We start from the raw sequence: 23,204 nt of genomic DNA on the forward strand, positions 1-23,204 counted from the left end.
GTTGAGCACCACTCTTGTGGTTGTTGTGACCTGCGATCTGTGCGGTCACGACGGCGAGGACGACGAGACCGGCACCCAGCCGGTGTTCGCCGACGAGTCTGCGGCGCTGCACTGGCTGACGAACGCCGGGTGGCAGATCACGCCGGGGCACAAGCTGACCTGCCACCAGTGCGCCGCCGCGATGGCGTGCGTCCGCGAGGGACACGCGCCGGGCACCTGGTGGGACTGCATGTGCAAGCCGGATGTGTCCGGTCACCCGACCGACCACACCGGACGGTGCGTGCGGCAATTCGCCTGGTGCACCCGGTGCGAGCACCGGCAGTACGGCGTGCGCGACGACGCCGCGCCGACCATGCCCGGACCGGCGGCCTACTCCCGCCAAGAAGCCGCCGCCGGTCCGGCCCACCCGAACACCGTCCAGAGGACGGGACAGGAGGCCATCAGCATGTCCGCCCCCAAGCCCCTCAGCCACACGGGGGTGGCGTCGTGAGCCGGCACCACCGCGACCTGGTCGACGTGCGCAGCGGTGACGAGTTCGACCAGCCCGTCCCGTTCGGGCTGGTCTACCCCACGCGCATGGGCGACGGCTCCCCGCCGTCCAGTGAGCGGGGCCGAACCTGGGAACACCTGCGCGCCGGTGGCCGGGACCTGCGCCCCGTCGGTGAGGAGGGCCGCTCGTGAACGACTTCGAGTTGATCCCCTGCCCGGACTGCCGTGGCAGCGGCCAGTTGTGGGACGAGAACGCCTACATCGACTGCGAGACCTGTAAGACCCGCGGCTCGATCTGGACCGACCCCGACGCCACGGAGGGCCGGACGGAGGACTGCGAGTTCTGCGGCGGCTCGGGTCTGAACTCCGACGGCACCGACGACTGCGCCGTGTGTGAGGGCGACGGTGTGATCGACGTGTGGGGCACCGCGCCGGGCGTGGAGGAGGACGAGGACAACTTCGACGACGGAGGCGACTGGTCATGACGATCGGACGGATGTTGACGCTCCCGCTGTGGATCGCGCTGGGCCTGGTGCAGCTGGTGGTCCTCCCGGTGGCCGTCGTGGCGGTGATGTGGTGGCTGGCGCCGGTCGGCTGGACCGTGATCGCGGTGCTGGCGGCGCTGTTCTACCTGGCGTGCGTGCGGTGGGCGGCTCGTGCCTCGCACGGCGGTGTGGTGCGGATGGTCGCGACGCGGGCAGTGGCCCGCTCAGAGATGCGCGCCGCGGCTCGTGAGGCCCGCCGCGTCCGGCGGGACGAGGACGAGTTCGATGGCGTCACGGTCGCCGGCCAGGTCGTGGGCGAGGCGCAGCGGTGATCGGGCGACGGGACTGGCGCAAGGTCGCGCTGTTCGCGGTGATGATCGGCGCGCTGGCGTTGACCGTACGCGGCGAGGTCAGCGCGGTCGCCCCGCTGCTGGGCGTCGGGTTCGGCGTGGTCATGGCGCTGGTGTTCGCGGTGTCCACGCTGGTGGCGCTGAACTACGTCATCGACGGCACCGGCCCGGTGCGGCGGTGGGCGTGGGCGGTGCTGGTGTTCGCCGGCGGTATGGAGCTGGGGTTGAGCACCTGGCACTCGGTCACCAGCGTCCTGCTCGACCAGCAGGGGCGGCCGGTGCTGGTCGACGGGCACACCGTGCCCGCCCTGCCGTTGGGCGCGGCGGTGGCGGTCGGTGCCGGACCGGTACTGCTGGCCGCGCTGCTGTCGCACCTGGTGTCGCTGTCCATGACCCTCCCGGCCGACGAGGTGTCGGCCGCACCGGTCGAGCACCGGCAGCCGACGCCCGTGCGGTACTCCGCAGAACGGCACCACGACGCGGTGCGGACGAGTACCGACCCGTCCGGTACCGACCAGCCCGCCGCTCTGGCCGCCGGTACCGCCACTCCCGAGAACACCTCGGATGGTGAACCAGCCGACACCGCTACGGCACGACCGGCTGCCGAGCAGTACCGGCCCACCAGTACCGACCAGAACGACGCGGCACCGGCCGGTACCGACAGGGACGGCACGGACGGTTCACAGCCGACGGCTTGGCCGGACCCGACCACCGACCGCATGCCGCGCGTGGTGTGGGGCGACGAGCTGTGGGAGCGCGCCTGCCGCACGGCGCGGGACTACCACGCCCAGCACGGCAGCCACGTCCGGGTGGACGACATCCAGGCCCTGGGCATCGGCCGCAACCGCGCCGTGGCGCTGCGCCGGGACGTGCTGGCCCACCTGCTCTCCCACCCCGCCGCCTGATCCGAGAGGAGAACCACCGTGCACACCGACGACCACCACGAGGCCGACCTGCCCATGCAGTGGCTCACGGCTGCCCGTGCCGCTTTGACCAGGGCGAACGACTGCTCCCACTCGGGCAGCCACGCGAAGGTCTACCGCGAGATCGCCGACCTCTACCGGCGCATGGCGACGCTGGCCCACGAGTACGACGACACCGACGCCCCCGCCGACCTCGCCCCCGCCGCCGAGCGGCTGGCGTGGGCGTCCAGCTACTGCGAGGACACCCTCTTCACCCACCGGGCCGAGGAGGCCGTGGCGACCGCCCGCGGCTGGGTGCACCTGGCCCGCGACACCGGCCACATCCAGCAGTCCGCCCGCATCCGCGCCCGCCACGCCGCGCACCGGTGAGCGAACAGCGGTTCCCACGACAGGAGAGGAGGTGACGACCATGACGCAGACCATCGATCCCCGGGCGACCGATACCCAGGTGATCAACGTGGTACAGGCCGGTGCCCCGGCGGGTACCGGTACTGGCAGGGCCGCCCAATCGGTACCGCCGGGGCCGGCCGGTACTGGCCCCGTGCCGCCGAGCGGCCCCGGGCGACCTGCCTCGCCCGGCGCGGTCGGTGCCCCGCCCAAGCCCGCGCCGTTGGTGGTGCCCGGCGTACCCGCGGCTGTGACGGCAACGGAACTGGCGACCATCGTGGGCAGTACCGCCGCCAACGTCGGTGGCATACCGGGACTGGTGACCACCGGGGCGGTGATCGGCACGACCGCCGCCGTGGCCGGTGTCCGGCGGGCGCGTGCCCGCCGCGCCGCCCGGTCCCGTGCTGCGCAGTCCCGCGCAGCCGGGTCCCGTACGGCGGGTACCGCCGGTCGCGGCGGAGCCCGCGCGGGTCGCGGGTCGGGGTTGATCGGCAGGGCGCGGGCCGCTGCGGCGGGCCGCCGAACCGCTCCCGGTGCCCGTGCGGCTGCCGCCCACGCTCAACGGGCCGGGCGCGGCACCCAGCCGGTGACGCGCACCGTTGCGTCCGGCGCGCGCGCCACCACGGGGACACGAGGCACCGAAAGGGCTGCTGGCGGGCGGCGCGGCGCGATAGGCCGGCTGTTCGGGCGCGGCCGTGCCGCAAGCAGCGGTGCCGGCGGTGGCGGCACGGCAGGTCGCGGCACCAGCGGTCGAGGGCTGCTCGGTCGCCGTCGCACGACCGGCGGTACTGGTGGTGCCAATAGCGGCGTCTTCGGCAACCGGCGGCGTCCTGGTACCAGCGGTGGACGTGTTCGGGCACGTGGGCGTGGCCCCCTGGGCACACGTACCGCGACTGGCGGCAACGGCCTGTCCGGCGGTCGCAGGGCAGCTCGCGCCGTACGGGGCTGGTCGCGGGCGGCTCGCAGCGTGCTGCGCCAGGTGATCGCTGACCGGGCGGCGCTGCACGACACGGCCCGACGCGCGTACTGGGAGGCCGAGCGGGCACGTCGCCACCACCGCCGAATGGTGCGCGAGGTCATCACCGACGCGCCGACCCCGAGGGCTGCGGGAGCGGCGACCTACCGGATCGTCTACGGCCCGGCCAGGGTCGCCGGGCGGCGGTCGGCGCTCGCGCCGGTGCGTGCGGTGCGGGCCGTCGGCTGGGCTGCCGGTGCGTGGGTCGCGGCCACCGGCTACACCGCGTGGGACCGGCATTGGCAGGCGCAGCAGCGCTTGGCGCTCGGTACCGCCGACCCTTACCGCGGCTACGTCGTGGCCGACCAGGTGCGCACCGCCGGCCCGGTCGTGCTGGTGGTTCCGATTCCCGTGCCCGTCCCCAAGCCCGTTGTCGTCCGGCTGCCCGCATGGCGAGCGGCCATCGACGCCAGTCCCGTCCCCATCGGCGCGACTGGCAGCACCACCTCGACCCCGCTGGGGTCGCTCACCCCCACCACTACCGGAGGTATCGGCATGTCCCGTTTCCACCTGTCCGACCTGGCTGCCGAGCAGGCCGCCCGCGCCGCCCGCTACACGCCGGAGTCCATGGCCTTCTTCGGCGGGGACCTCCAGCAGTGGCCCGAGGCGATCGGGCACCTGGCGCTGGCGCTGTCCACGTTCGTCAAGAAGGGCAGCGCCGAGTTCCCGGTGCACCCGGTGGTGATGGAGAAGCTCGCCGAGGTCTACCAGGCACTGGGTGTCGCGGCGTCGGCCGCGAACGAGGTGCCGGCCCTGTTCTCCCGGGCTCATTCCATCGACCTGTCCCGCCACCAGGCCCCGCGCCCGGGTGAGCACCTGTGGAACGTTGCCCGCTGATTCGCACGACCCACTAACCGTTGCGGCGCAACGACAAACCAGGAGGGAACCGACCATGAACGTCAGGACCACGCGGGGCGGTCTGGACTGGACCGGCAAGCACAACGTCGTCACCGGCACGGTCAACACCACCGGCGGGGTACTGGCCACCAGCATGGTCGGTTCCCTGCTGGAGGTGCCGCCGGAGTGGGCACTGGGCGCCGCTGCGGTCGGCGCGGTCGCCCACGCGGTGGCCGCCGCCGGTCGCGGCACCACCCGCGCCGGCGTGCTGGCCCGGGCCGCCGGGTGGGCCGCCGGCGGCGGGTGGATGGTGTGGGCGCTGGAGACCTCGCCCTGGTCGGTGGGGTCGATCTCGTCGCTCGCGGTGCTCGGGGTCACCGGCGGGGTGACCGCGACCCTGTTGCGCGCCACCGTCGTCAAGCGGGAGGAGGTCAAGCGCGAGGTGGTGTTCGCCCGTCAGCGCGCCCGCACCGCCGGTGAGTGGGAGGTGCGCATCGAGCGGGTGTGCGGCATCAAGGACGTGCAGATCATGGGCGTGGCCAAGTGGGAGCAGGGCACCGGCTACACCCTGGACATCAACCTGCCGCCGGGTGGCTGCTCGTGGAAGGACCTGGCCAAGCACCAGGCGCAGCTGGCAGCCGACGCGGATTTGCCCAACGGCTGCACCGTGGAGGCCATGCCCGGGGCCTCGCGCCGTGCCGCCCTGCTCCGGGTGGCCACCCGTGACGCGTGGGAGGAGGTCATCCCCTACCCCGAGGACTGGTCGCCGCTGTCGATCCTCAACCCGATCCCGATCGGCGAGCACCGCGACGCCTCCGTGGCGTCGTTGGAGCTGCGCAGCGACACCGTGCTGCTGACCGGGCAGAAGGGCGGCGGCAAGACCAACGAGTTGCAGGTGCTCAACGCCGGGCTCGTGCGGTGCGTAGACAACCTGGTGTGGCACATCGACCTCAACGGCGGCGGCATGGCCCTGCCCTGGGTACGGCCGTGGCTGACCGACGACACCGACCAGGTGCCCGCCCCGGCGGTGGACTGGGTGGCTTCCACGGCCAAGGAGGCCAAGAAGATGACCGAGGCCGCGCTGCGCATCGCCAAGGGCCGCAAGGTCGAGTACCAGCAGCTGTGCGAGCAGGCAGGCACCGACAAGCTGCCCGTGTCCCCGGAGATCCCGCAGATCACCATCGTGGTGGACGAGTGCGCCGAGATCATGGGCGACGGCACCAAGTACCCGAAGCTGCGCGCCGACCTGGAGGAGATCCAGCGCATCGCCCGCGCCATGGGGGTCAACCTGGTGTTCTGCGGCCTGTCCGCCACTACCGACGTGATCGGCTCGACCGCCGTGCGCAAGCAGGCCCGTGCCCGGGTCTCCATGCGCGTGTCGGACGCGGAGGAGCTGAACTACCTGTTCGGCTGGAACTGCAAGGCCGATCCGCAGGACATGCCCTATGAGGGCTGCGGCCTGTACTTGCAGGACACCAGCGGGCAGCCCAAGGGCTTCAAGGGCTACCGGCTCGTCGGCACCGCCCTGGCCACCGGCGCCCGCGTCGTCTCGGGTCTGCGCCCCGCGCTCGACCCGGTCAGCACGCGCTTGGCCGGCGAGGACTACGCCACCCGCTGGGACCGCGCCGCGCACCTGGTCGCCGACCAGACGACCGCCAACCACACCACCCAGGAGGACACCGCCCCCGACACCGACCCCGAACTGTCGACCAGCGGGCCGTTCGACCTCGCGCAGCTGGAGGCCGGCGCGGCGGTGTTCACCACCGGCGGGCAGCCGGCGGCGGACGGGTTCAACCCGCTCGACCCCGCCACCTGGCCGGCCATCGACGTCCCCGGCGTCGGCACGGCCGTGGCGGTGCAGCCGCCGCCGCTCCTGGCCGGGCTGCTGGAGGTGTTCGCGCGCGGCGACCACGACCGGTTGCACACCGCCGTGCTCGCCGCCGAGATCGGCACCACCCCGACCGTGCTGGGCAAGCTGCTGCCCCAGATCGGTGTGCAGGCCCTGCCCAACGCCTTCTACGTCGGCCCCGACCGCAACCGCGGCTACGCCCGTGCCGACCTCGAAGCGGCTGCGGAGCGTATCCGGCGCGGCGAGGTCGCGGTGCCCGCCGAAGTCGCCGCGTGGGCACCGGCCACCACTGGCTGACCGGCACACCCAGGGTGTGCCGGGGGTGTGCCGACCTGCACACCTGCACAGCCCCGGCACACCCACCTGCACACCTTTGACGCACCACCGTTGACCAGCGCCGATACGGCGCAACACATCCCAGCTGTGCAGCTGTGCAGCTGTGCAGGTGTGCAGCCCCCACCCCCGCCACCAGCGCCGACAACCGACGCCACCGGGTGCGGCCCGGACACCGGCACACCTGCACACCCACCCCGTCGACACCACCAGGTCATGACCGCACGGCCCGACCTCGCACACCCATTCACCACTACTCACCGTCACCAAAGCGGTTCCGGGGCTGCGAGTGCAGACCACACCTCGCAGCCCCGGAACACCCAGCACCACCGGAGGTCACCCATGACCGGCCAGTCCACCGACCGGCACCGCGACGCGATGCTCGCCGTCGCCCTGGACGCCGTAGCGCGCGGCTGGCACGTCTTCCCCCTGCGCCCGCACTCCAAGAAGCCACCCGCCTTCCACGGCGAAGACCACTGCCCCCGCACCGGCATCTGCGCCACCACCCACCAGGGGTGGGAGCAGCGCGCCACCAACGACCCGCGCGAAGTCCGCTGGTACTGGGAGAGCCGGCGCTACAGCGGCTGCAACGTCGGCGTGGCCACCGGACCAAGCGGGCTGGTGGTCATCGACCTGGACACGCCCGACTTCCCCGACGACCGGCCCCAGAACGGCTCTAGACGAGAGGGGGTCCGGGACGGGCTGGACATGCTGGCCGTGGTCTGCGAGGAAGCCGGCCAGCCCCTGCCGCTGGAGACGCTGACCGTGGACACCCCCAGCGGGGGCCGACACCTCTACTTCCGCGCACCAGCTGGTGTTCGCCTGGGCAACACCCAGGGCAACCGCGGGCGCGCCCTGGGCTGGAAGATCGACACCCGCGCCGTCGGCGGCTACACCGTCGCCCCCGGCTCGACCACCCCGGACGGCCCCTACCGACTGGTGGAAGACCTGCCCGTGGCCGATCTGCCCACCTGGTTGGTCCAGCGCCTCGCCATTCGCCCGCCTACGGCCACTACAGCGCCCGCTCAGATCGCCGTGGACCGGCTGCCCGGCTATATGGCTGCCGCATTGCGAGGCGAGGCTGACCGGGTCGCCAGGGCCACGCCCAACGCCCACAACATCGTGCTCTACACCGCCGCCGTTGCCCTCGGGCAACTCGTCGCCGGGGGCCTGCTCCCCCCGTCTAGAGCCGAAGACTCCCTCTACGCAGCCGCCGCCCACATGATCAGCGGCGAGTGCGGATGCACCGATCGCGAAGTCCGCCGCGTCATCGCCCGCGGCTTGCAGGCCGGTCACGACAAGCCCAGGGCTGCGCCGAAGCAACGAGGTGCGGCATGAGGGCACGGTTCCTGCTGGGTTTCCACCAGCCCGGCGCACTGGCCACGGCAGGAGTGCCACTGTTCGTCTCGGACACCCGGCTGCGGCCGTACAAGACGCTGCCCCGCGCAGCTGCGCCTTGGGCGCTGGACTCCGGAGGGTTCACCCAGTTGCAGAAGTACGGGCAGTGGACCGTGCCACCACGCGAGTACGTGGCGCGGGTCCGGCGCTACCGCGACGAAATCGGGCGCTTGGAGTTCGCCGCCATCCAGGACTGGATGTGCGAGTCAATCGTGATTTCCGGCGGCCGGGCCGGACGGCTGTTCTTCACCGGCACCAAACTGTCGGTCGTTGAACACCAGCAGCGAACCGTGGACAACGCGGTCGAGTTGGAGATGCTCGCTCCGGAACTGCGCTGGTTGAAGGTCGTCCAGGGTGACAAGGTCGCTGAGTACTTGCGCTGCGTGGACATGTACGAGCGCGCCGGGATCGACCTCACCAAAGAACCCCTCGTGGGCTTGGGGAGCGTGTGCCGTCGGCAAGGGATGAGGGAAGCGCACGTCATCGTCCAAGCGCTACGCGAACGCGGTTTGCACCGGCTGCACGGCTTCGGAGTCAAGACCAAGGGACTGGCGCTGTTCGGTGACCTGTTGGACTCCGCCGACTCTATGGCCTGGTCCGAAGACGCCCGCCGCAAGAAGCGGGTGGTCTGCGGCACCGTCCACCCGCGCGGCGGCAAGAACTGCGCGAACTGCCTGCCTTACGCCCTTCAATGGCGCGCCCGCCTGCTCACCGAGAACAGCGGCAAGGCCCCCGCGCAGCTGCGGCTGTTCGATTCCGGAGAAGCAGCATGACCATCCCCGTTCGGCCGCTGCGCGCCGTTCCAGATCCCGAGGTGGACGCGGCCGAGGCACGTGCTCACGCCGAGGTCGCCCGTGCCCGCGCGGAGTTGCCGCCGCTCGACCCAGATATCTACGAGTGCTACCTCGGTGAGGTCGTCAAGCAGCTCGCCGACTCGACCGAGGGCGACCCGGTGGGCATCCTCGCCTCGCTCATCTGCGCCGCCGGTGTGCACATGGGCCAGCGACCGCACATCCGCGCCGGTGACGACCCGCACCCGCTGCTGGTGTGGCCGCTGATCGTCGGCCGCACCGGTGGCGGGCGCAAAGGCGCGTCCTGGTCCACGCCCAAGCGACTGCTGGCCACGACCGATCCGAACTTCACCAGCACCAACGTCCGCTCCGGTCTGACCTCCGGTGAGGGCCTGGCGGCGGTGTTCGCCGACAACGACCCCGACGAGGAAGCCGCGGGCACCGGACGTGGCCGGAAGCCGACCGGTGCCGGTCTGCTGCCGCCCGGCGACCTGCGGCTGCTGGTGTTCGAACCCGAGTGGGCGGGCGTCATGTCCCGCATGAAGCGCGAGGGCAACGCCCTGTCCGCCACCCTGCGCCAAGCGTGGGAGGGCGGGGACCTGTCCACCCTCAACGTCACCGCCCGCATCGCACCCAGTTCGCACGTCGGCCTGCTGGCCCACATCACTCCCGACGAGTTCCGCGCCAAGGTGTCCAGCTCCGACCTCGCCGGCGGCACCTACAACCGTTTCCTGCCCATCGCGGTCGCCCGCTCCAAGTTCCTGCCGCTGGCCACTGGCGCCGCACCCGCCCTGGTCGCCGACCTCGGGCGCGGGTTCGCCGAACGGTTGCGCGACGGGGCGCAGATCGGCGCGCTCAGCTTCACCGAACGCGGTGCGCAGCTGTGGCGCAGCCTCTACGTCGAGTTCGGCATCGACCACGGCGACGGCGGCCCGGTCGAGCAGTTCCTCTCGCGCACCGCTCCGAACTGCCTGCGCATCGCCGGTGTCCACGCCGCGCTGGACGGAACCGACCTCATCGACGCCCACCACCTCACCGCGGCTGCCGCCCTGGTCCGCTACTCGATCGCGTCCGCCCGCTCGATCTTCACCGCCGACCCGACCCTGACCCGCCTCGCGGCCTGGATCAGCGAGGCCGGCACCACCGGCCGCACACGCGAAGAGGTCCGCTCGGACTTCTTCAAGCGCAACAAGAACGCCAACGAGGTCACCGCCTTGCTCGGACAGCTCATCGACGCCGGGCAGGTCACCCGGACCACCCGCCCGGCAGCCGGCGGCAAGGGCGGCAGGCCCACCGAGGTCTACGCCACCACGACACCGCCACGCGGTTGACGCGGTAACGCGGAAACCCGCTGACCAGCACGAACGGCCAACCTTCCGCGAGCGAACCGCGTACCTACGCGGATTGCCCCGATCGAAAAGCCCAGCTCAACACCGAACCGCGTAACCGCGTCAACCGCGCCCGACCGAACGGACACCATGAGCACGAAACGCCGCAAGCGCCGCCCACCTCTCGGGGTGAAGCTGTCGGACGACATCGAGTTCCTGCCCAACCGCCCGACGCCATGGCGCGCCCGCATCCGGTGGGCCGACCCGGCGACCGGCAAGCGTCCCTCGCTGTCGGAGTCGTGCGAGACGGAGGACCAGGCGCAAGCCTGGATCGACGCCATGAAGCGCTACGTGGCCGGCGGCACGGACCCCGACGCCGGGGCTACCACGCTCACCGACTACGGCAACGCCAACATGGAGTTGGCGCTGCGAGGGCTGGAGGCCAAGACCAGGGACCCCTACCTGGCAGGTTGGCGCAAGCGTGTCGTGCCGACCATCGGGCACATCGCGGTCCAGGCGATCACCTACGGCGTGGTGGACCGCGCCGTGCACGGGTGGATCGCCGACGAGTGCGGACGTTCGGTGGTGAAGAACAGCATCGCCGTCCTGGTCCGCGTCATGGAGCAGGCGTTGCGGGACGGACTGGTCGACCGCAACCCGGCGCGGATCAGCGGTTGGCAGCGGGAGTACACCCTCGCCGAGGACGAGCTGGACGACCCGCGCTCTCTCGCGCTGCCGGACTGGGCCACGCTGACCCGCCTGGCCGATGCGCTGGTGGCCCGCTCGTCCAACAACTACCAGGGGTGGCGCGACGTGGTGTTGTTCGCCGCCTGCACCGCGGCCCGGATCGGCGAGGTGTCCGGGTGCCGCGTGAAGGACGTCGACACCACCGAGTGGACCTGGAACATCCGCCGCCAGACCACCAACGGACCCGGTGGCCTGATCGACAAGGGCACCAAGGGCAAGCGCGCCCGCAAGGTCCCAATCATCGAAGAGATCCGCGAACTGGTGCAACGCCGGATCAGCCAGACCGACGGGACCGGCGACGCCCGGCTGTTCACCGGGCCGCGCGGCGGTCGGATCACCACCGCCGTGCTGCGCGACGCCACCCACTGGGACGAGGTCGTCAACCAACTCGGCTACGAACACCTTCGCCGCCACGACCTGCGCCACACCGGCCTGACCTGGATGGCCGACGCCGGTGTCCCGGTCCACCACCTCCAGCGCATCGCCGGACACGGCTCGCTGACCACCACCCAGCGCTACCTGCACCCCGACCGCCGCTCAGTCACCGACGCGGGCGCGCTGCTCTCCCAGCACCTCCAACGACCCACCGGGACACCACGACTGCGCGCCGTCTAACCGCGTCTTACGGCCCCCGGTCCACAAATGGTCCACAGGACCGCCCTGGAGCGATCTTCGGCAAGATCCACACTGAACACGAAAAAGCCCCGCTGACCTGGTTCTAAGTCAAGTCAGCGGGGCTTCTTTCGACCGTCGGGACGACAGGATTTGAACCTGCGACCCCTTGACCCCCAGTCAAGTGCGCTACCAAACTGCGCCACGTCCCGGCCACACCCCCCGTTGTGGGGTGCGCGCATAGCTTAGCGCACCCCCAACGGGCACCTGACACGACCCCCCGACTCCGGTCGCGTAAGGCGTCTAGCTGCGGTTATGACGGAGGCCCGCGCGTGGCGGGCCTCCGTGCTCCCCTCGATCCAGCCGCTCCCCCGGGAGTCGACGTCCACCCACTATGCGTTGGCCCTCGTTTGTGCACTACCGCCAAAAGTCGAGTCGTTTCCGTCAACTTTCGACGGAGTGGTGGGGAGGGTGGCTGCCAGTTCGAAGCTGTCCTCCGTGCGGGTGGTGGTGAGGGTTCCGCCGGCCAGGGTGACGCGTTCGCGCAGGCCGTGGAGGCCGTGGCCGCCGCTGTGGGTCGGTGACGGGGGTGCTGTGGGGCGGCCGTTGGTGATGGTGATGGTCAGGCGCTTGTCGTGTTGGGTGAGGGTTACCCGGGTGAGGGCTCCTGGGGCGTGTTTGGTGACGTTGGTCAGCGCCTCTTGGACCACCCGGTAGGCCGCTCGGCCGGTGGATGGTGGTGGGGCTCCGGTCGTCCGGTCCTCGTAGGTCACCGTGAGGCCTGCCGCCCTGGCTCGGTCGACCAGGTGGGGTATCCCGTCGTAGCCCGGGGTGGGTTCGGTGTTGAGGAGGCCCAGGGCCGCTCTCATCTCGGTCAGCGACTCCTTGGCCAGGGCGCGCAGGCGCAGGGCCGTTTCGCGGGTCTCCGGGTCCTCCGTGGTGGCGGCCAGCGCGGCCGACTCCACGGCGATCAGGGTGGCGTGGTGGCCCACCGCGTCGTGGATCTCCCTGGCTATCCGGGCTCGTTCCGAGGCCCTGGCCCCTTCCTCCCTCGCTTCCACCTCGGCGGTCCTGGCCCTGGACGCCTCGGCGAGGCTGGCCGTCAGGTGCCTGCGGGTGGTGATCAGCGCTCCGAGCGCGGTGGGGGCGCCTGCCATGAACAGGGCGAAGGCGTAGGTGAGGAGCGCCTGGTTGGGGGCCAGGGATTCGTGGACCACCACGAACGTGGCGGGGACGGCGGTCGCGGCGGCCACCCAGGCGATCATGACCGGCGGGCTGGTCTTGCGCCCCACCCGGTACATCGCCACGACGGTCGGTGGCCAGCCCAGCCCTCCCACCAGGGCCGGGAGGCAGGGCAGGGCGGCCAGGGACGGGTTCAGGCGTCTCAGGGGCAGCGCCAGGCACGCCAGCAGCGCGGCCGGGATCGACCAGGTGAACGGCACCGTGCCGGCCATCAGGACCATGGCCCCGGGCACGAGCACGGCGAGCAGCTCCAGGAGGATCACCATGCGTTCACCTGGTGCGCGACCAGCGCGGCCTGGACGCGGTTCTCCACGCCCAGCTTGGTCAGGACCGTCGAGACGTAGCTCTTCACGGTGGCCTCGCTGAGCTTCAGCTCGGCCGCTATGGCGCTGTTGGGCTGCCCGTTGGCCAACAGCGCCAGGACCTGGCGCTCACGGGCGCTCAACCCGTCGAGGTGGGGGTTCGCGCGCGGTTTCGCCACCCGCAGCCTCGGCAGCAGGCGGGCGGTGATCCTCGGGTCGAGCACCGCTCCCCCGGCGGCCAGGTCCAGCACCGCGCGCACCAGCGCGTCGGGTTCGGCGTCCTTGAGCAGGAAGCCGTGGGCGCCCAGCTCCAGCGCCGCGGCCACGTAGTCGTCCAGGTCGAACGTGGTGAGCACGGCCAGCGCGGGCGGGTCGGGCCACGTCAGCAGCTCGCGCAGCGCCGCGAGGCCGTCCACGCCCGGCATCTGCACGTCGACCAGCGCCACGTCGGGGCGGTGCCGCCGGACGGCGTCCAGCAGCTCCGCGCCGTCCGCGGCCTCCGCCACCACCTCGACGCGGCCGTCCGCTTCGAGCAGCACCTTCAGGCCCCGGCGGAGCAGCGCTTCGTCGTCGGCGAGGACCAGTCGCACCGGCACTTCGCCAGGCAACCGCATTCGGCCTGCCGGGGCAACCGATCACTTCTTGGCGCGCTTCTCCCTCACGCGCACCGAGATGCGGACGGGGCTGCCCCGGAAGCCGAACTCCTCGCGCAGCTTCCGCTCGATGAACCGCCGGTACCCGGCCTCCAGGAAACCGGTCGTGAACAGCACGAACGTCGGCGGGCGGGTCGCCGCCTGGGTGGCGAACAGGACCTTGGGCTGCTTGCCGCTGCGCACCGGCGGCGGGGTGGCGGCGATGAGGTCGTTCAGCCAGGAGTTCAACCGGCCGGTGGGCACGCGGGTGTCCCACGAGTCCAGCGCCGTGCGCAGGGCCGGCGCGAGCTTCTGCACGGCGCGGCCGGTCAGGGCCGAGATGTTCACGCGCTCCGCCCACGGCACCCGGACCAGGCCCCGCTCCAGCTCGCGCACCATGGCGTGGCGCCGGTCCTCGTCCACGAGGTCCCACTTGTTGAACGCCAGCACGCACGCGCGGCCCGACTCGACCACCATGGTCAGCACCCGCAGGTCCTGCTCGCTGAGCGGTTCGGCGGCGTCCAGCAGCACGATCGCCACCTCGGCGGACTCGATCGCGGCCTTGGTGCGCAGCGACGCGTAGTACTCGGCGCCGGAGGCGAAGTTCACCCGCTTGCGCAGGCCGGCGGTGTCGACGAACCGCCACAGCTCGTCGTCCAGCTCGACCAGGGAGTCGACCGGGTCCACGGTGGTGCCCGCGGTGGCGTCGACGACCGACCTGTTCTCGCCGGTGAGGCGGTTGAGCAGGGACGACTTGCCGACGTTGGGCCGGCCGACCAGCGCCACCCGGCGGGGGCCGCCGCGCTGGGCCTCGAACGTCTCGCGGGGCGTCTCGGGCAGCGCCGCCAGGATCTTGTCGAGCATGTCGCCGGAGCCGCGGCCGTGCAGGCCGGACACCGGGATGGGCTCGCCGAGCCCCAGCGACCACAGCGAGGCCACGTCGGCCATGACGCGCTCGTCGTCGACCTTGTTCGCGACCAGCAGCACGGGCCGCTTGGAGCGGCGCAGCAGCTTCACCGCGGCCTCGTCGGTGGTGGTCGCGCCGACCGTCGCGTCGACCACGAACAGGATCGCGTCGGCGGTGGACATGGCCAGTTCGGCCTGCGCCGCGACCGAGGCCATCATGCCGGTGGCGTCGGGCTCCCAGCCGCCGGTGTCGACCACGGTGAACTTGCGGCCGTTCCACAGCGCGTCGTAGGCGACCCGGTCGCGGGTCACGCCCGGCACGTCCTGCACGACCGCCTCGCGGCGGCCGATGATGCGGTTGACCAGGGTGGACTTGCCGACGTTCGGCCGGCCGACCACCGCCAGCACGGGCTGCGGCGTCGCCTCCGCGCCCTCCTCGCCGTTCTCGTCGTCGAACGCGGTCCACTCGGACTCGTCCGCCCAGGTGCCGTCCAAGTCCGTCATCGTGCTTCTCCTCTGAGGCTGTCGAGCTCGGCCACCAGGGTGGCCAAGCGGTCGCGGACCTGCTCGGTGGCCTTCACGAGCGCCTGCCGACCCTTGTCGGCGGGCAGCTCGAACGGCTCGCCCACGAGCACGTCCACCACGGGTCGGAACCGCCTGCGGGTCCCGGGTGGGCGCAGGGTGCCCCGGCACGCGATCGGCACGACGACCGCGCCGGTCGAGCGGGCGAGCCAGGCCGCGCCGCGCTGGGCCTCGGCCACGTCGCCGGCGCCGCGCGTGCCCTCGGGGAACACGCCCACCGCACCACCGTCCCGCAGCACGCCCTGCGCCGCCAGCAGCGGCGCCCGGTCGGGTTCGCCGCGGCGCACCGGCAGCTGGCCGATCCACCGCAGCAGCGTGCCGGCCACGCCCTTGAACATCTCCTGCTTGATCAGGAACACCACGCGGCGGGGCACCACGCCGAACAGGATGGGCCCGTCGACCATGGAGCTGTGGTTGGCCACCACGACCAGCGGCCCGGTCCGCGGCACCCGTTCCGCGCCGCGCACGCGCACCCGGAACGGCGTGCGGAACGGCCCGCGCGCGATCCACCGGCCGAGGTCGTGCAGCCGGGGCAGCGCCCCGTCGGGGAGCTGGTCGGTCACCCGCGCACCCGTCCGCTCGGCTGGGCCAGCAGGCCGCGCTCGTCCACCAGCTCCAGCAGCGCGGCCAGCACGCCCGGCAGGTCCAGGTCGGTGGTGTCGAGCACGACCGCGTCGTCGGCGGGGCGCAGCGGCGACACCGCGCGCGACGAGTCGTAGGCGTCGCGGCGCTGGACGTCGGCCAGCGTGGCGCCCAGGTCGGCCGGGCGGCCGGACGCGGCGTCCTGCTTGGCGCGACGACGGGCGCGGGCCTCGGCGTCGGCGGTGACGTAGACCTTGAGCGGCGCGTCGGGCGCGACGACGGTGCCGATGTCGCGGCCCTCGACGACGATGCCGCCGACCTCGTCCAGCGCCTCGGCGATGATGCGGCGCTGCTGCCCCACGACGGCCTCGCGGACCTCGGGCACGGCCGAGACCGGCGACACGGCGAGGGTCACCTCGGGGCCGCGGATCTCGGCGCCGACGTCCTCGCCGTCCAGGTGCGTGGTGGAGCGGTCGGGGCTGGTGCCCTGGACGACCGAGGCGGCCCGGACGGCCTCGACCACGCGCTCGGCGTCGGCCGGGTCGACGCCGGCGCGCAGCACGGCCAGGGTCGCCGCGCGGTACATCGCGCCGGTGTCCAGGTAACGCGCGCCCAGGGTGGCCGCGAGCCGGCGCGCGACGGAGGACTTGCCGGTGCCGGACGGCCCGTCGAGGGCCACCACGCCGCGCAGCTCACCGTGTGCCACCGGGTCGTCCTCCTCAGCGCGAACTCAACGCGAACTCGACGCGGACCGGTGCGGACCGCTGTCGTCAACCCCGCAATTGTGCCTGGTGCGGGCGGTCACACCGGCACCCGGGTCAGCCCAGCTCCGCCAGCAGCAGGCCGCTGCGGGGCTTGGGCGTGAAGTAGGTGCTCTTGCGCGGCATCCGGCCGCCGGCGGCGTGCACGGCGAGGACGTCGGCCGGCGGCACCGGCGCGATCAGCACGACGAAGTCCGCGTCGGGCACGACCTCGTCGGTGACCGGCCGCACGCGCGGGCCGCCCAGCCCCAGCGCCCCGGCCAGCAGCACCGCCTCCACGGCCGCGTGGTCCACGCCGCCGGGCGGCAGCGACACGGCCACCGCGCCGTCCGCGCCCACCGCGACGACCACCCCCGGCGACGGGCGGGCGCCCCGGTCCACGGGCGTCACCGCCAGCCCGCCGGCCCGCCAGGCGTCCGCCGCGTCGGCGACCGTGAGCCCGCTGCCCGACACCGCCCGGTGGATGGGGCCGACGCGCAGGTCCGGACCGGCCGTGACCAGCGCCAGCAACCCGGGTAACCCGGCCGCGGCCGCCACCCGGTGGTTGCCGTCGGCGACCATCAGCGGGTGCTCGCCCGCGGCGGCCAGCAGCGCGTCCTGCCGCTCGCCCGGCCCGACCAGCCACAGCCGGTGCCGCCGCCCGCCCGGGTCCACGACCGACGCGACGGGCTCGTCGCCCACCTCCGCGACCAGCCGGGTCAGCGACACCTCCGACCCGGCCGGCCCGACCGGCACCAGCAGCGCCGCGCTGGTCGCGCACCCCAGGCCGGACAGCGCGCGGGCCCGTTCGGCGACCACCTCCGGGTAGACGTCCTCGGTGTGGCCGACCGCGGTCGGGTCCACCACGCACAGCAGGCCGTGCGCGGTGCCGTCCGGGCCGTCCACCCGGTAGGGCGCGACCACGTCCCGCACCTCCCGGTAGGCGGTGGCGCGCAGGCGGGCGAGGTCGGCCCGCGCCCGCGGCAGCGCGTCGGCCAGCGACAGCCCGGCCGCCAGGGCCTCGGGCGTGCGGTGCGGGTGCTGCACGGCCAGCAGCGTGCCCGCGCGGGCGCCGGCCAGCGCGGCGGCGACCTTCTCCGGCTCGGCGAACTCGTCCACGTCCGGTCCCGGCACGCGGTCCCGCACGACCCAACCCCGGCGAACCGGACCAACCCGTACACCCATCCGATTAGACTCCCGTCTCGTGAACGTCGAGGTGACGCCGCTTCCGGGGATCGGCACCCGGCAGGACTTCATGATCCGGGCCGGCCGCCGCATGGGTGTGATCACCCACCGTGACGGCAAGTTCGAGCTGATCGTGTCCCGCAAGGACGACCCCGACGACTGCATGGCGTCCATAGCGCTGACCTCCGCCGAGGCCGCCACCCTGGCGGGCCTGCTGGGCGGCCCGCAGCTGGTCGCGCACCTGGAGGAGCAGCACCGCGACGTCGCGGGCATCTCCACGCAGCAGTTCCCGATCGTGCCCGGCTCCCGCTTCGACGGCAGCCCGCTGGCCGAGACCGAGCTGCGCACCCGCACCGGCGCGTCGATCGTGGCCGTGGTGCGCGCGAACGGCGTGCACCCCTCCCCGCGCCCGGACTTCGTCTTCGCGGGCGGTGACCAGGTCGTGGTCGTCGGCACCGCGGAGGGCCTGGCCCACGCCGGCGAGCTGCTGGGCGGTGGCTGAGCACCTTGCACAGCACAGCAATCGCGCTCATCCAGCTCGGCGCGGTCTTCTTCGGGCTGGGCCTGCTCGGCAAGATGGCGTGGCGGATCGGCATCTCACCCATCCCGCTCTACCTGATCGGCGGCCTCGCGTTCGGCGAGGGCGGCCTGATCCCCCTGCACGGCATCGAGGAGTTCGCGCACCTCTCCAGTGAGATCGGCGTGGTCCTCCTCCTGCTCCTGCTCGGCCTGGAGTACTCGGCGGCCGAGCTGATGACCGGCTTGAAGCGGTCGTGGATGGCGGGCGTCCTCGACATCGTGCTCAACGCGACGCCCGGCGTGATCGCCGCGCTGGTGCTGGGCTGGGGCCCGGTCGGCGCGCTCGCGATGGGCGGCGTCACCTACATCTCCTCGTCCGGGATCATCGCCAAGGTGCTCGGCGACCTCGGCCGGCTGGGCAACCGGGAGACCCCGGTGGTGCTGTCCGTGCTGGTGTTCGAGGACCTGGCGATGGCGGTGTACCTGCCGATCCTCACCGCGGTGCTGGCGGGCGTCAGCTTCCTGGGCGGCATGACCGCGGTGGGCATCTCGCTGGCCGCGATCACGGTGGTCCTGGTGATCGCGCTGAAGTTCGGCCGCTACGTGTCGGCGCTGGTCGACAGCCCCGACCCCGAGGTGTTCCTGCTGAAGGTGCTGGGCGCGGCGCTGCTGGTGGCGGGCGTCGCCTCGCAGCTCCAGGTGTCGGCGGCGGTCGGCGCGTTCCTGCTGGGCATCGCGATCTCCGGGTCCACGGCGGAGAACGCCACCCGGATGCTGGAGCCGCTGCGGGACCTGTTCGCCGCGATGTTCTTCGTGGTGTTCGGCCTCAACACCAACCCCGCGTCGATCCCCCCGGTGCTGGGGCTGGCGGTGGCGCTGGCGGTGGTGACCACGGCGACCAAGGTCGCGACCGGCTGGTGGGCCGCGAGGTGGCAGGGCATCGGCCGGATGGGCCGGGCCCGCGCGGGCGCGGCGCTGGTGGCGCGCGGCGAGTTCTCCATCGTCATCGCCTCGCTCACGGTGGCCTCCGGCGCGGTGGACGGCGAGCTGGCGGCGCTGGCCACGGCGTACGTGCTGCTCATGGCGGTGCTGGGCCCGGTCGCGGCGCGCGTGGTCGAGCCCCTCGCGAATCTCACCCGAAAGGGTGAGAAGGACTCGGCTCCGGCCTGACCTGTATTTACCGGTTCCCCCGCGGCTCCACTACGGCATGCGGACCACCGCCGTGCGACTTGACACCCGTACGGGCGCTTGAGCGCGGGCGGGGTCCGGCGCTACACCTGACAGCCGCCAAACCCCGGAGGGGGTCGTCATGTCACAGCCAACGGGCACCGGAACCACGGGGCGCTACCTGGTGCTCCTCGAGGACAGGTCGGTCGCGGCCGGCGCGATGGAGATGAACCGGGTCGCCGGCATCACCGCCGCCAGCACGGCGGACCGGCCCACCGCCGCGGACCTCACCACCGCCGACGGGCTGATCTTCCAGGACCTCGGCGTCGCGGTGGTCGACGCGACGCCGGAGCAGGTCGCCCAGCTCTCCCGGGCCGCCGAGGCGCCCGGCCCGATCAGCGTGGTCGAGGCCGAGCGCGTCGTGCAGGCCTACACGACCGCCGAGGAGACCGCCGCCGCGGTCGACGAGACCGTGTTCACCTGGGGCCTCCAGGCGGTGGGCGCCAACATCAGCGCGGCCACCGGCAAGGGCGTCCGGCTGGCCGTGCTCGACACCGGGTTCACCATCGCGCACACCGACTTCCAGGGCCGCGCGGTGGTCACCCAGTCGTTCATCGAGGGCGAGACCGTGGACGACGCGCACGGCCACGGCACGCACTGCATCGGCAGCGCGGCCGGTCCGCGCAAGCCCGCCACCGGTCCCGGCTACGGCGTCGCCCACGAGGCCGAGATCTACGCGGGCAAGGTGCTGTCCAACGCGGGCTTCGGCTCGGACAGCGGCATCCTCGCGGGCATCGAGTGGGCCGTCGCCAACGGGTGCGCGGTCATCTCCATGTCGCTCGGCGCGGCCGTGCGGCCGGGCACGCCGTACTCGCAGATCTTCGAGCAGGCCGCCACGCGCGCGATGAGCCGCGGCACCCTCATCATCGCCGCGGCCGGCAACGAGAGCAGGCGGCCGGGCGCGGTCAACCCGGTCGGCCACCCGGCCAACTGCCCGTCGATCATGTCGGTCGGCGCCATCGACGCCAACCGCGCCATCGCGCCGTTCTCCTGCGGCACGGTCGACGCCATCGGCCAGGTCGACCTGGTCGGGCCGGGCGTCAACGTCTACTCGTCGTGGAACAAGGACGAGGGCGCCGGCAGGTACAAGCGCATCCAGGGCACCAGCATGGCCACGCCGCACGTGGCGGGCGTCGCCGCGCTCATCGCCGAGAAGCACGGCGCCCGCGGCTGGGAGCTGTGGGCGAGGCTGGCGCAATCCTGTCGCCGTCTGGGCTTGCCTTCCACGGATGTGGGTGGAGGATTGGTGCAAGCTCCCTGACGGCCCCGACGGAGGCGACCGTGGCGACTGCTCGGCACAAGGTGGTTGTCTCGGTCGCCGACGACGGGCTGGCGGACCTGCCGGCCGTCGTCTCGGCCCTGCGCGACGCGGGGATGCAGGTCGACGACGTGATGGAGTCGCTGGGCGTGGTCACGGGCTCGGTCCCCGGCCCCGGTGCGTCCGGCGCGCTGGGCGCCGTGCCCGGCGTCGCCTCGGTGGAGGTGGACCGCGAGGTCGGTATTCCCCCTGGCGAGTGAATTGCTCTCCTCGGCGGATTGACATCCGGTTGGTCCCGGTCGTGCCGGGTAACCGCCCCGGAGACATCCGTCGTCCGAGGAGGTCGAAGACGATGAAAGCCCTGCTCGCCGTGCAGACGGCGCAGGCTCAAGGCATCGGTGACGCCGCCGGTGACGCCCTGCGCTCGGTGGTGACCTTCCTGCCCAAGCTCGTCGGTTTCCTGGTCGTGCTGCTCATCGGGTGGATCGTCGCCCGCCTCCTGCGCACGGCGGTGAACAAGGTGCTGGAGCGCGTGCACTTCGACCGCGCGGTCCAGCGCGGCGGTGTCGGCGACGCGCTGGCGCGCTCGAAGTTCGACGCCTCCGGCCTGGTCGCGCAGATCGTGTACTACGCGGTCCTGCTGATCGCGCTCCAGATCGCGTTCGGGCTGTTCGGCTCGAACCCGGTGAGCGACCTGCTGACCGGCATCGTGGCCTGGCTGCCCCGGGCGATCGTCGCGATCGTGATCATCGTGGTGGCCGCGGCCGTGGCCCGCGCGGTGCGCGACCTCACCGAGCGCGCCCTGGGCGGGCTGTCCTACGGGCCGATGCTCGGCAAGATCGCCTCCTGGTTCATCATCGGCATCGGCGTCATCGCGGCGCTGAACCAGATCGGCGTCGCCACCACCGTCACCACCCCGATCCTGATCGCCATCCTCGCCACCGTGGGCGGCATCCTGGTCGTCGGCGTCGGCGGCGGCCTGGTCCGGCCCATGCAGCAGCGCTGGGATGGCTGGCTGACCCGGGCCGAGCAGGAGGCGCCGCAGGCCAGGGCGCACGCCGAGGCGTACCAGCGCGGGCGCGAGGACGTGCAGCGGGCGCAGGCGCCGACCCAGCACGTGACGCCGGTGGGCGCGACGCAGCGGGTGTCGTCGGAGCCCGCGGCCCACGTGTCGTCGATGCCCACGCCGCCGGCGGGGATGCCGGCGCAGCAGCCCGGCCAGCACTCGCAGGGCCCCGGTGCGCAGGACCCGCCGCGGTGAGCGGGCGGTAGTCCCGAGCAGTGGCCGCAGGGGTCCCCGACCAGGGGGCCCCTGTCGTCGTCCCGCCCCGGTTGTTCCCCGCGTCACAGCGACTGGAACCTGACACCGGTGTCAGGGCATAGCTTCGCGTCGCCCCCGGGTCGGACGCCCGGGACGACGCGAAAGGAACCCGTGATGAGCACAGCCCTGGGGTACCGGGCTTTCGGCCCCGCCGACGTCCAGGAGTTCTTCGACCGGCCCGACCCGTCGCCCGGTCCCACCGAGGTCCTGGTCCGCGTCGCGGCCGCCGGGGTGAACCCGCTCGACCACCTGCTCCGCTCCGGGCACGTCCGCGAGTTGAACGGCCGGCTGCCCTTCCCGCAGGTCCTGGGCATGGAGGCCGCCGGGACCGTCCTGGCGGTGGGTGACGGGGTGACCGGCCTGGCCGTCGGCGACCGGGTCACCGGGTTCGCCCTGACCGGCGCGGGCACGTACGCGGGGACGACCCTGCTGCTCGCCGAGTCCACGGCCCGCGTCCCCGACGCGCTGCCGGACACCTGGGCGGCGACCATCCCCGTCGTCGGCACCACCGCGCTCGACGTGCTCGACCAACTCGCGCTGCCCGCCGGGGCGACGCTGCTGGTGAACGGGATCGGCGGCGGCGTCGGGATGGCCGTGGCCCAGGTGGCGCGGGACCGCGGCCTGGCCGTGGTCGGCACCGGCGGCGCGGCCAAGCGGGACCGCGCGACGGCCGTCGGCGCCCGCTTCGTCGACTACACCGCAGGCGACGTCGCGGCCCGGCTCCGGGCGCTGGCCCCGGACGGCTTCGACGCCGTGGTCGACGCGGTCGGGGGCGACTCCCTGCGCGAGGTCGCCCCGCTGGCGGCGAAGCCGGACGCGCTGGTCTCCGTCGGCGACCCGTCGGTGACCGAACTCGGCGGCGCGCCCGTCCGCCGCCGCCTCGACCGGAGCGGCCTCGAACGCGTCGCCGCGCTGATGGTCGCCGGGCGGCTGGACCCGAACATCACGGCGACCTACCCGCTCTCGCGGGCGGGGGAGGCGCTGGCCCTCGTCGAGTCCGGCCACGCGTCGGGCAAGCTCGTCATCGACATGGCGCTCTGACCTCGGGGCACGCGGTGCCTCACGACGCGCGGTGCCTCACGACGCGCGGTGCCTCACGACGCGCGGTGCCTCACGACGCGCGGCGCCTCACGACGCGCGGTGCGGACCGCACCCGGTGGGACC

At 72.9% G+C, this 23,204-nt stretch carries 24 protein-coding genes and 1 tRNA gene; 18 read left to right on the forward strand and 7 right to left on the reverse strand.

Annotated elements, in window-relative coordinates; translation table 11 throughout:
- Positions 1–25 precede the first annotated feature (25 nt).
- From ACFV4N_RS08390 to ACFV4N_RS08445, 12 genes are all read left to right on the forward strand, one after another.
- The gene (locus ACFV4N_RS08390) at positions 26–490 is read left to right on the forward strand and encodes a hypothetical protein (RefSeq protein ID WP_499671814.1); all 465 of its coding nucleotides are present in this window, start codon (positions 26–28) and stop codon (positions 488–490) included.
- Positions 487–681 carry a hypothetical protein gene (locus ACFV4N_RS08395; protein WP_499671815.1) on the forward strand — a complete coding sequence of 65 codons (195 nt, stop codon included), beginning with the start codon at positions 487–489 and terminating at the stop codon, positions 679–681. Before ACFV4N_RS08390 ends, ACFV4N_RS08395 begins: the two co-directional genes overlap by 4 nt.
- A complete protein-coding gene (locus ACFV4N_RS08400) occupies positions 678–974 on the forward strand; it encodes a hypothetical protein (protein ID WP_499671816.1) in 297 nt (98 codons plus the stop codon). Before ACFV4N_RS08395 ends, ACFV4N_RS08400 begins: the two co-directional genes overlap by 4 nt.
- Positions 971–1,306 (forward strand): hypothetical protein, encoded by a 336-nt coding sequence (locus ACFV4N_RS08405; protein WP_499671817.1) that lies wholly within the window; start codon positions 971–973, stop codon positions 1,304–1,306. The genes ACFV4N_RS08400 and ACFV4N_RS08405 overlap by 4 nt, the downstream gene beginning before the upstream one ends.
- Entirely contained in the window at positions 1,303–2,229 is a 927-nt protein-coding gene (locus tag ACFV4N_RS08410) for a hypothetical protein (protein ID WP_499671818.1), read from the forward strand. The genes ACFV4N_RS08405 and ACFV4N_RS08410 overlap by 4 nt, the downstream gene beginning before the upstream one ends.
- Positions 2,230–2,247: 18 nt before the next feature.
- Positions 2,248–2,616, forward strand: coding sequence for a hypothetical protein (locus ACFV4N_RS08415; RefSeq protein WP_499671819.1), 369 nt, complete (start codon positions 2,248–2,250; stop codon positions 2,614–2,616).
- Between the two features lie 997 nt (positions 2,617–3,613).
- Positions 3,614–4,486, forward strand: coding sequence for a hypothetical protein (locus tag ACFV4N_RS08420; protein WP_499671820.1), 873 nt, complete (start codon positions 3,614–3,616; stop codon positions 4,484–4,486).
- Between the two features lie 55 nt (positions 4,487–4,541).
- The gene (locus ACFV4N_RS08425; protein WP_499671821.1) at positions 4,542–6,632 is read left to right on the forward strand and encodes a hypothetical protein; all 2,091 of its coding nucleotides are present in this window, start codon (positions 4,542–4,544) and stop codon (positions 6,630–6,632) included.
- Positions 6,633–7,010: 378 nt separating this feature from the next.
- Positions 7,011–8,006, forward strand: a complete 996-nt coding sequence (locus ACFV4N_RS08430) for a bifunctional DNA primase/polymerase (protein ID WP_499671822.1) — start codon at positions 7,011–7,013, stop codon at positions 8,004–8,006.
- On the forward strand, positions 8,003–8,839 hold the full coding sequence (locus ACFV4N_RS08435; protein WP_499671823.1) for a deazapurine DNA modification protein DpdA family protein: 837 nt from the start codon (positions 8,003–8,005) through the stop codon (positions 8,837–8,839). The genes ACFV4N_RS08430 and ACFV4N_RS08435 overlap by 4 nt, the downstream gene beginning before the upstream one ends.
- Positions 8,836–10,188: a DUF3987 domain-containing protein gene (locus tag ACFV4N_RS08440; RefSeq protein WP_499671824.1), complete on the forward strand. Its 1,353-nt coding sequence runs from the start codon at positions 8,836–8,838 to the stop codon at positions 10,186–10,188. The genes ACFV4N_RS08435 and ACFV4N_RS08440 overlap by 4 nt, the downstream gene beginning before the upstream one ends.
- A 147-nt stretch (positions 10,189–10,335) precedes the next feature.
- Positions 10,336–11,547, forward strand: coding sequence for a tyrosine-type recombinase/integrase (locus tag ACFV4N_RS08445; protein ID WP_499671825.1), 1,212 nt, complete (start codon positions 10,336–10,338; stop codon positions 11,545–11,547).
- A gap of 135 nt (positions 11,548–11,682) precedes the next feature.
- Here the strand turns inward: ACFV4N_RS08445 and ACFV4N_RS08450 are convergent.
- From ACFV4N_RS08450 to ACFV4N_RS08480, 7 genes are all read right to left on the reverse strand, one after another.
- Positions 11,683–11,756: transfer RNA gene (locus ACFV4N_RS08450), tRNA-Pro, on the reverse strand.
- A gap of 180 nt (positions 11,757–11,936) precedes the next feature.
- A complete protein-coding gene (locus ACFV4N_RS08455) occupies positions 11,937–13,052 on the reverse strand; it encodes a sensor histidine kinase (protein ID WP_499671826.1) in 1,116 nt (371 codons plus the stop codon).
- Positions 13,046–13,702, reverse strand: a complete 657-nt coding sequence (locus ACFV4N_RS08460) for a response regulator (protein ID WP_499671827.1) — start codon at positions 13,700–13,702, stop codon at positions 13,046–13,048. Before ACFV4N_RS08460 ends, ACFV4N_RS08455 begins: the two co-directional genes overlap by 7 nt.
- Positions 13,703–13,723: 21 nt before the next feature.
- The gene (der, locus tag ACFV4N_RS08465; RefSeq protein ID WP_499671828.1) at positions 13,724–15,130 is read right to left on the reverse strand and encodes a ribosome biogenesis GTPase Der; all 1,407 of its coding nucleotides are present in this window, start codon (positions 15,128–15,130) and stop codon (positions 13,724–13,726) included.
- The gene (locus tag ACFV4N_RS08470) at positions 15,127–15,771 is read right to left on the reverse strand and encodes a lysophospholipid acyltransferase family protein (RefSeq protein ID WP_499671829.1); all 645 of its coding nucleotides are present in this window, start codon (positions 15,769–15,771) and stop codon (positions 15,127–15,129) included. Before ACFV4N_RS08470 ends, der begins: the two co-directional genes overlap by 4 nt.
- Positions 15,768–16,496 (reverse strand): (d)CMP kinase, encoded by a 729-nt coding sequence (gene cmk / locus ACFV4N_RS08475; protein ID WP_499671830.1) that lies wholly within the window; start codon positions 16,494–16,496, stop codon positions 15,768–15,770. Before cmk ends, ACFV4N_RS08470 begins: the two co-directional genes overlap by 4 nt.
- 112 nt (positions 16,497–16,608) lie before the next feature.
- Positions 16,609–17,715: a DUF1015 family protein gene (locus ACFV4N_RS08480; RefSeq protein WP_499671831.1), complete on the reverse strand. Its 1,107-nt coding sequence runs from the start codon at positions 17,713–17,715 to the stop codon at positions 16,609–16,611.
- Positions 17,716–17,734: 19 nt separating this feature from the next.
- On the opposite strand from ACFV4N_RS08480, the gene ACFV4N_RS08485 reads away from it, so the two are divergent.
- The 6 genes from ACFV4N_RS08485 (at position 17,735) to ACFV4N_RS08510 (ending at position 23,081) form a co-directional block, all read left to right on the forward strand.
- Complete coding sequence (locus ACFV4N_RS08485; RefSeq protein ID WP_499671832.1) at positions 17,735–18,217, forward strand: cation:proton antiporter regulatory subunit; 483 nt, start codon at positions 17,735–17,737, stop codon at positions 18,215–18,217.
- 5 nt (positions 18,218–18,222) lie between these two features.
- Positions 18,223–19,404 carry a cation:proton antiporter gene (locus ACFV4N_RS08490; RefSeq protein ID WP_499671833.1) on the forward strand — a complete coding sequence of 394 codons (1,182 nt, stop codon included), beginning with the start codon at positions 18,223–18,225 and terminating at the stop codon, positions 19,402–19,404.
- A gap of 139 nt (positions 19,405–19,543) precedes the next feature.
- Positions 19,544–20,722, forward strand: coding sequence for a S8 family serine peptidase (locus ACFV4N_RS08495; RefSeq protein WP_499671834.1), 1,179 nt, complete (start codon positions 19,544–19,546; stop codon positions 20,720–20,722).
- Between the two features lie 20 nt (positions 20,723–20,742).
- Positions 20,743–20,979, forward strand: a complete 237-nt coding sequence (locus tag ACFV4N_RS08500; RefSeq protein WP_499671835.1) for a hypothetical protein — start codon at positions 20,743–20,745, stop codon at positions 20,977–20,979.
- Positions 20,980–21,071: 92 nt separating this feature from the next.
- Positions 21,072–21,980, forward strand: a complete 909-nt coding sequence (locus ACFV4N_RS08505) for a mechanosensitive ion channel family protein (protein ID WP_499671836.1) — start codon at positions 21,072–21,074, stop codon at positions 21,978–21,980.
- A gap of 174 nt (positions 21,981–22,154) precedes the next feature.
- Positions 22,155–23,081, forward strand: coding sequence for an NADP-dependent oxidoreductase (locus ACFV4N_RS08510; RefSeq protein WP_499671837.1), 927 nt, complete (start codon positions 22,155–22,157; stop codon positions 23,079–23,081).
- The last annotated feature ends 123 nt before the right edge of the window (positions 23,082–23,204 follow it).

It is taken from the genome of Actinosynnema sp. NPDC059797 (assembly GCF_042732085.1).
Classification (GTDB): Bacteria; Actinomycetota; Actinomycetes; order Mycobacteriales; family Pseudonocardiaceae; genus Actinosynnema.